The following is a 9767-nucleotide window of genomic DNA, read 5'->3' as shown; positions in this document are numbered from 1 at the left end:
CGGCACCGCCGCCCGCCGCGCCAGCGCCCCGCGCCAAGCCGCCAGCGCCGCCCGCCGTTGCGGCAGCCGCGGCTGCGCCGGCAGCAGAACCGGTGCGGCCCGACAGCACGGCGGCTGCGTCCGTGGCCCCGGCCCGAAAAGCGGCGGCCCCCCGGCCTGCCGCGGAACCCGCGGCGGAGCCGGAGACCCCGGTGCCCGAGAGCACGGCGACCGCGCCCGGCGCCCCGCCCCGGCGGGTGGCGGCAGTGCCGGCCCAGCCCGCCGCGCCTGCGGCCCCCGCCGCGCCGGACCAGCCGGCGACCGACAGCCAGCTCAAGGAGATCCAGCAGCTGCTGGGAATGATGAACTACGACCCGGGGGCGGCCGACGGCAGGATGGGCCGCAAGACCGGCGACGCCATCGGCGGCTTCCAGCGCAGCCAGAAGCTGCCGGTCACGCGCCGGCCCTCGGCGGCGCTGCTGGAGGCGCTGCGCAAAGCGGCCGGCGCCGATGCGCCGGACTGGACGCCGGGGCATTTCTGACCACGGTCCCGACCAGGGATGACACCGGGCCGCGCGATCGGGCGGGCCCGACGCGAGGGGGATGGGCGATGACGCAGGACGCGGTGTGCATCTGGGAGGCCGGGGCGACACTGGGCGAAGGGGCGCTGTGGTCGGCCGAGGAGCAGGCGCTGTATTGGCTCGACATCCTGGCGCCCTGCATCTTCCGCTGGGACCCGGCGACCGGAACCCGGACGGTGTGGCCGATGCCGGAGCCGATCGGCTGCATCGCCCCGCGCCGCCGCGGCGGGCTGGTGGCCGGGATGCGCTCCGGCTTTCACCTCATCGACCTCGACGCCGGCAGCGTCACGCCGATCGGCGACCCGGAGCCGGACCGGCCCGGCAACCGCTTCAACGACGGCAAGGTCGATCCCGCCGGCCGGCTGTGGGCCGGGACCATGGATTTCGACTGCGTCGAATCGACCGGCGCCCTGTACCGCCTGGACCCGGACCATCGCTGGCACCGCATGGATGACGGCTACATCGTCACCAACGGCCCCGCCTTCTCGCCCGACGGCCGCATCCTGTACCATACGGATTCGGAGCGCCGGGTGGTCTATGCCTACGACCTCGACCTCGCCAGCGGCGCCATCGCCAACCGCCGGCCCTTCATCCTGTTCCCCGACGACGGCAGCGATGGCGTGCCCGACGGCATGACGGTCGACCGCGACGGCCATCTGTGGGTGGCGCATTGGGGCGGCGCGCGGGTCAGCCGCTTCCGGCCGGACGGCGCGCTGGACCGCGCCATCGCCATCCCGGCGCCGCATGTCACCAGCTGCACCTTCGGCGGACCGGGGCTGACCACGCTGTACGTCACCACCGCCCGGTCCGGGATGTCCGAGGCGGCGCTGCGCCAGCATCCGCAGGCGGGCGGCCTGTTCGAGATCGCCGACGCCGGGCACGGCCTGCCGGCGGCGCATTTCGCCGGCTGATCAGGGCGGCGGCGGCTCCGGCGGGTTGACGCCCTCGGCCGCTTTGGCCGCCGCCTTGGCTGCGACCCAGTCCTGCAGCGTCCGGGTCTCGAGCCGGCGCACCGGGGCCGAGGGGGTGCCGTCGAAGCGCAGCCCCACCGGCGGCACGTCCGGATGGGCGTGGAAGCCGAAATCGACCCCGAGGTCGAGCCGCCAGCGCGGCAGGTCGAGGGTGAAGCCCCCCGTCCCCACCGCCGCGTCGGTGACCAGGCGCAGATCGGTCGCGGCCACCATGCCGTCGGCGATGGTGAAGGTGGCGTTGGTCGCCGGGATCGCGGTGCTGCCGCCGGACAGGGCGGCGCGGAGCCCGTCGAGGAATGCCCCCGGCAGTCCGGGATCGGCCAGCAGCCGGTCCACGGCGGCGAGGTCGAGATCGGTCAGGGTGGCGTCGCGGATCGCGATCAGCCCCTTGCCGGACAGGCCGTAGACGATGCCGGCGACGCTGTTGCCTGTGGCCGCCGCATCGAAGCCGAGATCGAGCTTGCCGGTGATCCCGGCCGGGCCGGCCGACTGCTTCAGCACGGCGGCGAGATCGGCATCCACCACATCGGCGTGCACCGCCCAGCGCGGCGTCCCGGCGAGATCGACCCGGCCGGTGCCGCCGAGCCGCCCGCCGGCGACCCCGGCCGACAGCCGGTCCAACGTCAGCGCCCCCTGGTCGAGCCCGGCGTGCAGCGCGGGCTGGTCCAGGGTCCAGCCGCCGAGCGAGATCGCCGCCGCGTCGAGATCCAGGGTGCCGTCGATCCGGGCGAGGCCGCTGAGGTCGAAGGTCCGCGCCGACCATTGGCCGACGACGTCGCCGGCCGATCCGGCGGCGCCGAACAGCCGGTCGAGCGGCAGCGCCGTGGTGCGCAGCGACACCGCCAGCCGGGGCCGGGCGGCGCCCATGGTCAGCTCGGCCCTGCCGCCCAGCGAGACCGGGCCCAGCGTGCCCTGCAGGTTGTCGAGCAGCAGGCGACCGCCGGCCCAGTCGGCATCGGCGTAGAGGTCGACCGCGCCGAGATCGGGCGCCACCGCATCGCCCTCGCCGAAGCGCCGCAGCAGTGCCGGCAGGTCGGAATGGGTGACGCGCACGCCCAGGGCGGCATGCGGCGCCGCCGCCAGGTCGGACAGGGTGCCGCCCAGCGCCACGGTGCCGCCCAGGGCCTCGACCGTGCCGTCGACCGACAGCGCGGCCGGATCGCCACGCAGCCGCAGCGAGGCCGCGAGTGGGCCTGCCGGAGGCGGCGGCAACCGGCCGCCGAGGCGCAGGGCGCGGATCACCGCCGCCGGGTCTTCCGCCTGCAGCTGGGCCTGGAGGTCGACATCGCCGAGCGTGGCCAGCGTCCCGATGGCGCCGTTGAGCGTCAGGCTGGTCCCGCCCGGGCCGCCGACCCGGCCGCTGTGGATGGTCAGGGCCCCCTGGGCCAAAGTGGCTTCCAGCCGCAGCGCATTGAAGCCGGTGCCGTCGACCGTGGCGGCGTCGACGGTGGTGTCGAGATTGACGTCGATGCCGCCGAGCACGCCCAGGATGCGGTCGCGTAGCGCCGCGTCGGAGCGCAGCAGGTCGAGCAGCCGCGGCGCCCCCGCCGGGCGATAGGCGTCGAGGTCGATGCGGTTCAGCGTCAGCCTGGCGCCGACGCCCGGCCGCTCGCCGCCGACATAGGTCAGGGCGCCGGTCAGGCGGTTGCCGTCGAGATCGGCGTCCAGCCCGGTGACCCTCAAATTGGCGACGTCGCCGGACAGGGTGGCGGCGACCCTGGCGCGGCGCAGCGCCGTGGCCGGCACGGGGCCGGGATCGATCCCGGCCCAGGCGAGCGCGCCGCGCAGGTCGTCGGCCGCGGCCTGGACCATCAGTTGCTCCGCCGCCGGCCGGTCGCCGTCGAGCCGGATGGCGCCGGACAGCGCCGCCGAGCCGCCGCCCGGCAGGCCGAAGGCGAAGCGGGTCAGGGTGAGCCGCGCGGCATCCAGCGTCGCCTGCAGCCGGAGGTCGCGGACCAGCCCGTCGCGCACCGCCAGGGCCGCGACGGACAGGTCGAGCGTGCCGGTCACCGGCACCGAGAGCTTGCGCGACAGCGCCTGGAGCAGGCGGGTGCCCAGCGTCGCCGGATCGGCGTCGCCGACCCAGTCGGCCAGCGCCAGCCGGTTGAAGCCGAGCGTCGCCTCGACCCGGGGCGCGGCGCCGAGGATCACCGTCAGGCCGCCGGCGGCGCGCATGTCGCCGAGATCGGCGGTCAGCTGGGTCAGCTCGATGCGGTCGGCGCCCGCCGGGTCGGCGGTGGTCAGCACCGTGCCGCGCAGGGCGAAGACGCCGGGCCGGGACGACGAGGCCGGCAGCTTGACGCCGAGCCGCGCCAGACTGGCGTCGAGGTCCTTGCCCACCACCGAGATGTCGCCCTGCAGACCGCCCTCGGGCCGCAGCAGCCCGCCGATCCGCGCCTCGGTGGCATCGAGACCGACCGTCGCCGTCACCGGCAGGGCGCCGAGCGGCGAGCGCGGCTGCAGCGCCAGGTCGAGCGTCATCGGGATGCCGGCCAGCACGCCGGTGCCGGTGATCGACACCGGCGCGCCCGGCCCGGCGGCGACCAGCCGCGCATCCGCCGTGTCGATGCCGATCTGGCGGCCGCTGCGGCGGTCGAGCCACAGGATCGAACCCTGGATGATCGAGGCGCGGACCGCGCCGACGCGATGGCCGATGCCGTCGCCCAGCCCGTCCCAGGAATGGCGGCCGTCCGGCAGCGTCTCCAGCGCCACGCTGGGCTTCTGGAAGGTGACGCCTTCGACCTCGATCCGGCCGAGCAGCAGCGGGAACAGCGCGACCCGCAGGTCGACGCCGGTCGCGGTCAGGAGGTCGGGCACCTCGGCGCCGGGGATGCTGGCGACGCGGATGTCGCCGGCCGACAGGCGCGGCATCGGCAGCATCTCGAACGCGACCGGCCCGTCGATCACGACGGCACGGCCGGTCAGCGCGCCGATTTCATCGGCGATGCGCCCGCGATAGGGGGTCCAGTCGATCTGGCCGGGCACCACGAGGATCGCGGCGACGAGCAGAACGAGGACAAGAAGGAGACCGAAGGCGAATTTCTTCACGGCGCCCAAGCGTCGTCTGGTGGTGCGACTCCGGCCCATGATCGGAAATCACCTGTCGGAGTCACAATACAAAACCAATGAATCGATCGGCAGCGAAGGCCGATCTTATGCCACGCCACGGTTTCCGATAGTGTCGATTGCGACGCGGTGGGCGCAAGGGGTGCCGCCGGGGCCCGGGAATGGTCGGCCGGGGATGATCGGAATGGGGCGTGCTGCCGATGGGGGATGTGATCAATCTGCGGCAGGCGCGCAAGGCCAAGGCCCGCGCCGGCAAGGAGGCGCAGGCGCAGGAGAACCGCGTCCGCTTCGGCCGGACCGGCGCGGAGAAGCGGCGCGACGCCGATGCCGAGGACCGCGGCGCCCGGGCGCATGACGGCCACCGCATCGAAGGCGGGGGCATCGAAGGCGGCGGCAACGAAGACGAACAGGATCCGGACGGGGGCAAGGTCTAGATGCGGCACGCTGCGAAGACCGGGATCCTGCTGGCGATCCTGGGGCTGATCCTGGCCGCCTGCGCCGGCCCCGCCAGGCCGCCGGCCGGCGGCGGCACCGGCGGCGTCGCCACCGACTTCCAGCACCTGCCGGGCTGGGACGAGGACGACCTGGCCGCGGCCATGCCCGCGGTGTGGAACACCTGCAGCGTCTATGCCGGCAAGCCGGCGGGCACGCGGTTGAACTACAACGGCATCGAGGGGCCGGTCGAGGATTGGCGGCCGATCTGCGACGCCGCCAACCGCCAGACCGGGCGCGACCGCGCCCAGATCCGCCATTTCTTCGAAAGCTGGTTCACCCCGGTCGCGCTGACCGGCCTGGACCGCGGCCAGTACGGCCGCTTCACCGGCTATTTCGCGCCGGAGCTGAACGGCAGCCGGGTGCGCGGCGGCGTGTTCCAGACGCCGTTGTACCGCACCCCGTCGCGCGACCGCGACCGCCGCCACAGCCGCGCCGAGATCGCCCGCGGCGCCCTGGAGGGCCGCGGCTACGAGATCGTCTGGGTCGACGACCCGATCGACGCCTTCTTCCTGGAGATCCAGGGGTCGGGCAAGGTGCGGCTGACCGACGGCAGCGTCATCGGGCTGAAGTTCGACGGCCAGAACGGCCAGCGCTACAAGGCGGTCGGCCGGGTGCTGGTCGATTCCGGCGTCGCCACGCTGGACGAGATGTCGATGGGCTACATCCGCAACTGGATGCTGGCCAATCCCGACCGCGCCCAATGGCTGATGAACCAGAACCCGAGCTACGTCTATTTCCGCGAGAAGGCGGCGGCGGACGTGGTCGGGGCCCATGACGTGCCGCTGACGGCGGGGCGCAGCCTGGCGGTGGACAACGACTACATCTCGCTCGGCACCCCGGTCTGGCTCGACATCGAGGATGACCCGACGGTGCCGAACCGGACGCTGCGCCGGCTGGTGCTGGCGCAGGACATCGGCGGCGCCATCCGCGGCCCGATCCGCGGCGACCTGTACTGGGGCGAAGGCCACGACGCCGGCGCCCTGGCCAGCGCCATGAACGCCGAGGGCCGGGCCTATCTGCTGGTGCCGCGCGCCACGCTGGGCCTGCCGCCGGCCCAGTAGGACCGGGCGCAAGCCTTCGCGGCGGAATTCGGGCGGCGAGACCTGCGCGGATCGCCGGCTGGCGATGCGAGGCCTGCAATGGCGTCGCCGAGTCGCCCGACGTAGGCTGGGGATCGCGGCCTCGAGGTCGCTCTACCCGGCCGCCGCCCCCATGACCGTCGCCCTCGCCTCCTCCCGCAGCACCGTTTCGGCGGGCATCGGCTTTGCCTGCCTCGGCTTTGCCCTCTACACCTGCATGGACACGGCGGTGAAGTGGCTGAGCGCGGGCTATCCCCTCTATCAGGTGATCTTCTTCAACGCTGCCTTCGGGCTGGTGCCGATGCTGGCCTATGCCCAGCTGACCGGCGGCTTCGGCCAGCTGAAGACCAGGCGGCCCTGGCTGCACGGCGTCCGCGCGGCGCTGGCGCTGATCGGCTCCTTCACCTGCTTCCACGCCTATTCGGTGATGCCGATCGCCGATGTCTACGCCATCCTGTTCTGCGCGCCGCTGCTGATCACCGCCCTGTCGGTGCCGATCCTCGGCGAATCGGTCGGCTGGCGGCGCTGGAGCGCGGTCGGCGTCGGCTTCATCGGGGTGATGGTGATGCTGCGCCCGGGCGCCGGCATGGCCAATCCGGCGATTCTGGGCGCCCTGTTCTCCGCCGTCGCCAACGCGCTGGGCTTCCTGCTGCTGCGCCGCTTCATCGCCACCGAGAACCGCATCACCTTCGGCTTCTACGCCAGCGCGGCCACGGCGGCCGCCACCGGGCTGATGATCCTGGTGTTCGGCGGGGTGATGCCGGCGCTGAACGACCTGCCGCCGATCGCGATCGGCGGCATGCTGGGCGGCAGCGCCTATCTGTTCGTCACCAACGCCTACCGCCAGGCGCCGGCGGCGGTGGTGGCGCCGTTCCAGTACACCCAGATGATCTGGGGCGTGCTGTCCGGCTACCTGCTGTGGCAGGACGTGCCCGACACGACGATGCTGGTCGGCTGCGCCATCGTCATCGCCAGCGGTCTGTACATCCTGCACCGCGAGACGGTGCGCCAGGCGCCGGTGGCCCAGGGCGCCACCCCGGCCGGCACCGTCGCCTCGGCCGCGTCGCCGATCAAGACGACCTAATCGCCAACCGGCGGGAAGCAGGACAGCAGCCAGGAGCGGAAGGCGCCCGCGGCCGGCGACAGGCGGCGGCCTTCCGCCATCACCAGCCAGTACCAGCTGCGCGGCACCGTGACGTCGAACAGCCGCACCAGCCGGCCGGCGGCGATGTCGCGGGCGCACAGCACGTCGTCGCCCATGGCGATGCCCTGCCCGGCCATGGCGGCGTCGAGCGCCAGGGCCACGTCGTGGAAGCGCGGCCCTCTTGTGGCGTCGATGCCGGCGATGCCGGCGGCGTCCAGCCACAGCGCCCAGGTCTGCGCGCTTTCGTCATGCAGCAGGGTCTGGCCGCGCAGGTCTTGCGGCCGGGCCAGGGATGCCGCCAGGTCCGGAGCGCAGACCGGATAGTCCATGACATGCACCAGCCGCTCGGCCACCAGGCCGGGCCAGACGCCGCGGCCGTAGCGGATCGCCAGGTCGGTCTGGTCGGCCCGGAAATCCACCAGCCGGTTGGTGGGGTCGAGCTCGATGTCGATGCCGGGGTGGCGCTGCCGGAACTCGCCCAGCCGCGGCACCAGCCAGCGCCCGGCAAAGGCCGGTTCGACCGACAGCCGCATCCGGCCGCGCCCGGATTCGGCCGAGATCGCGACCATGCCCTGGGACAGCCGGTCGAAGGCGTCGGCGACCACGGCGGCGAAGGCCTGCCCCGCCTCGGTCAGCACCAGGCCGCGGCCGTCGCGCAGCAGCAAGGGCACGCCGAGCCGGGCCTCGAGCCCGCGGACATGCCGGCTGATCGCGGCATGGCTGACGCCGAGTTCGGTCGCGGCCGCGGTGAAGCTGCCGCGGCGGGCGGCGGCCTCGAAGGCACGGACGGCGTTGAGCGGCGGCAGCGGGCGCATGCCCACCTGTAACTTTTCCTGACAGATCCTGCAAGGGAACGGCGTTTGTGCCGGGGCGCGGTTCGAGACAGAGTCGGAGTCAAGCCCAGGAGGCGACCATGTTCCACCGTCTGCTCGACGCCTATCTCACCGTCTTCGCACCGCCGCGCCGCAGCCCGACGCTGCCGGCGGAGCTGCGCGCCGCGGCCGAGCCCCTGCCGCCGCTGCCGATCGGCCGGCGCCGCAGCCGCCCGGCGCCTCGCCCGATGGTGATCGGCCGGCCATGAGCCTGTTCCCGCTGGAGGGCGGCTGCTTGTGCGGCGCGGTGCGCTATCGCATCGACGGGCCGCTGGAGTCGGTCGACTACTGCCACTGCCGGATGTGCCAGAAGGCCACCGGCAGCCCGGCCGTGGCCTGGGCGACCGGCCCGATCGGCGGCTTCCGCTGGACCCAGGGCCAGCCGCGCGGCTTCCGCTCCTCCCCGATCGGGCGGCGCTGGTTCTGCGCCGATTGCGGCTCACCGCTGGCCTTCGAGGGCTTCGAGCCCGAGGGCAAGACCATGGGCATCGCCCTGGCGACGCTGGACGACCCGACGGCGCTGCGGCCGCGCCAGCATGCCTGGGTCGGCACCCGCATCCCCTGGCATGTAATCGACGAGACGCTGCCGCAGTATGAGGATGAAGGGCCGCCCAGCGGCCTCTAGCCGCTACGCGCCAGCCTTGACCGCCGGCGCCGCGCCGCCGTTGCGGCGTCCCGGCAGCCGGGCGAAGACCAGCAGGTTGCCGAGCAGCACCAGCGCCACCCCGGCCACCGCCGCCGCGGTCCAGACATATCCCTCGAGCAGCGCCGAGGCGTTCAGCGCCACCAGCGGGAACAGCACGGTGGAGTACGCTGCCTTGTCGGCGCCGATGCGGCCGACCAGGGTCAGATAGGCCAGGAAGGCGATCACCGAGCCGGGGATGGCGAGGTAGAGCAGGGCGCCGACATAGGCCGGCGCCGGATCGAAGCGCCAGGGCAGCCCTTCGGCCAGCACCACGGCGACCAGGATCAACGTGCCGTACAGCATGCCCCAGGCGGTGGTGGTCCAGGGCGTCAGGCCGCGCCGGCGGTGGATCACCGCGAACACGTTGCCGAAGGCGAAGCCCATGGTGCCGGCCAGCGCCAGCCCCAGCCCGTACAGCATGTCGAGGTCGAGCCGCGCGGGATCGATGCCGAACAGCAGCCACAGCCCGGCCAGCCCCACCAGCCCGCCGGCGATCACGCGAGGGCTGAGCTTTTGGCCCAGCGCGACCCAGCTGAACACCGCCGTCCAGATGCTGCCGGTGGAGAAGGCGACGGCGACCAGCCCGCTCGGGACCCAGGCCGAGGCATGGTAGATCAGCAGGAAATTGCCGCTGAACAACGCCAGCCCCTGGCCGAGGCAGACCAGATGGTCGCGGGCGCGCAGCCGTTCGAACCGGCGGGTGACCAGCAGCAGCGCGAACATCACCACAGTGGCCAGGGCGAAGCGGTAGAGGATCGACAGCTCCACCGCCACCGGGCCGATCTGGTAGTGGATGGCGATCCAGGTGGTGCCCCAGATCAGGACGACAAGCAGGTACAAGGCGGCGGTCATGGCGGTGCTCAGGGTTCCGGACTCTCGACCCTCACCCTGCGCC

General features: G+C 73.5%; 10 protein-coding genes. 7 read left to right on the top strand and 3 right to left on the bottom strand.

Features of this window, described 5'->3' with window-relative positions:
• Nucleotides 1-191 precede the first annotated feature (191 nt).
• Nucleotides 192-521 carry a peptidoglycan-binding domain-containing protein gene (locus AB4112_RS22845; RefSeq protein ID WP_441723217.1) on the top strand — a complete coding sequence of 110 codons (330 nt, stop codon included), beginning with the start codon at nt 192-194 and terminating at the stop codon, nt 519-521.
• A 68-nt stretch (nt 522-589) separates the two neighbouring features.
• Nucleotides 590-1471, top strand: coding sequence for an SMP-30/gluconolactonase/LRE family protein (locus AB4112_RS22840; protein WP_441723215.1), 882 nt, complete (start codon nt 590-592; stop codon nt 1469-1471).
• Here AB4112_RS22840 and AB4112_RS22835 read toward each other — a convergent pair whose 3' ends face one another.
• Nucleotides 1472-4579 (bottom strand): AsmA family protein, encoded by a 3108-nt coding sequence (locus tag AB4112_RS22835; RefSeq protein WP_441723213.1) that lies wholly within the window; start codon nt 4577-4579, stop codon nt 1472-1474.
• Nucleotides 4580-4797: 218 nt separating this feature from the next.
• Here AB4112_RS22835 and AB4112_RS22830 point away from each other — a divergent pair, with 218 nt between their 5' ends.
• The 3 genes from AB4112_RS22830 to AB4112_RS22820 all read left to right on the top strand — a co-directional run bounded on the left by AB4112_RS22830 (nt 4798) and on the right by AB4112_RS22820 (nt 7255).
• Complete coding sequence (locus tag AB4112_RS22830; protein WP_441723223.1) at nt 4798-5031, top strand: DUF4169 family protein; 234 nt, start codon at nt 4798-4800, stop codon at nt 5029-5031.
• Nucleotides 5032-6153, top strand: coding sequence for a murein transglycosylase A (mltA, locus tag AB4112_RS22825; RefSeq protein ID WP_441723211.1), 1122 nt, complete (start codon nt 5032-5034; stop codon nt 6151-6153). It abuts the gene before it with no gap.
• Between the two features lie 151 nt (nt 6154-6304).
• Complete coding sequence (locus AB4112_RS22820) at nt 6305-7255, top strand: DMT family transporter (protein ID WP_441723210.1); 951 nt, start codon at nt 6305-6307, stop codon at nt 7253-7255.
• On the opposite strand, the gene gcvA is transcribed toward AB4112_RS22820, so the two are convergent.
• Entirely contained in the window at nt 7252-8130 is an 879-nt protein-coding gene (gene gcvA / locus AB4112_RS22815; protein ID WP_441723221.1) for a transcriptional regulator GcvA, read from the bottom strand. The two genes, AB4112_RS22820 and gcvA, sit on opposite strands and share 4 nt — an antisense overlap.
• A gap of 98 nt (nt 8131-8228) precedes the next feature.
• Here gcvA and AB4112_RS22810 point away from each other — a divergent pair, with 98 nt between their 5' ends.
• Together AB4112_RS22810 and AB4112_RS22805 are read left to right on the top strand one after the other, a co-directional pair.
• Nucleotides 8229-8396, top strand: a complete 168-nt coding sequence (locus tag AB4112_RS22810; RefSeq protein WP_309798793.1) for a hypothetical protein — start codon at nt 8229-8231, stop codon at nt 8394-8396.
• Nucleotides 8393-8812 carry a GFA family protein gene (locus AB4112_RS22805; protein ID WP_441723208.1) on the top strand — a complete coding sequence of 140 codons (420 nt, stop codon included), beginning with the start codon at nt 8393-8395 and terminating at the stop codon, nt 8810-8812. The genes AB4112_RS22810 and AB4112_RS22805 overlap by 4 nt, the downstream gene beginning before the upstream one ends.
• Before the next feature lie 3 nt (nt 8813-8815).
• On the opposite strand, the gene AB4112_RS22800 is transcribed toward AB4112_RS22805, so the two are convergent.
• The gene (locus tag AB4112_RS22800) at nt 8816-9724 is read right to left on the bottom strand and encodes a DMT family transporter (RefSeq protein ID WP_441723206.1); all 909 of its coding nucleotides are present in this window, start codon (nt 9722-9724) and stop codon (nt 8816-8818) included.
• Nucleotides 9725-9767 lie beyond the last annotated feature (43 nt).

Source organism: Inquilinus sp. 2KB_23 (genome assembly GCF_052115705.1).
Taxonomy (GTDB): domain Bacteria; phylum Pseudomonadota; class Alphaproteobacteria; order DSM-16000; family Inquilinaceae; genus Inquilinus; species Inquilinus ginsengisoli_A.
The sequence above is the reverse complement of the archived record's forward strand: the minus strand, read 5'-3'. Positions and strand labels throughout refer to the sequence as shown.

Excerpts from the sequence above, each read along its gene's own strand:
- AB4112_RS22840 (WP_441723215.1), top strand. The coding sequence starts at position 590 with ATGACGCAGGACGCGGTGTGCATCTGGGAGGCCGGGGCGACACTGGGC.
- AB4112_RS22830 (WP_441723223.1), top strand. The coding sequence starts at position 4,798 with ATGGGGGATGTGATCAATCTGCGGCAGGCGCGCAAGGCCAAGGCCCGC.
- mltA (WP_441723211.1), top strand. The coding sequence starts at position 5,032 with ATGCGGCACGCTGCGAAGACCGGGATCCTGCTGGCGATCCTGGGGCTG.
- AB4112_RS22820 (WP_441723210.1), top strand. The coding sequence starts at position 6,305 with ATGACCGTCGCCCTCGCCTCCTCCCGCAGCACCGTTTCGGCGGGCATC.
- gcvA (WP_441723221.1), bottom strand. The coding sequence starts at position 8,130 with ATGCGCCCGCTGCCGCCGCTCAACGCCGTCCGTGCCTTCGAGGCCGCC.
- AB4112_RS22810 (WP_309798793.1), top strand. The coding sequence starts at position 8,229 with ATGTTCCACCGTCTGCTCGACGCCTATCTCACCGTCTTCGCACCGCCG.
- AB4112_RS22805 (WP_441723208.1), top strand. The coding sequence starts at position 8,393 with ATGAGCCTGTTCCCGCTGGAGGGCGGCTGCTTGTGCGGCGCGGTGCGC.
- AB4112_RS22800 (WP_441723206.1), bottom strand. The coding sequence starts at position 9,724 with ATGACCGCCGCCTTGTACCTGCTTGTCGTCCTGATCTGGGGCACCACC.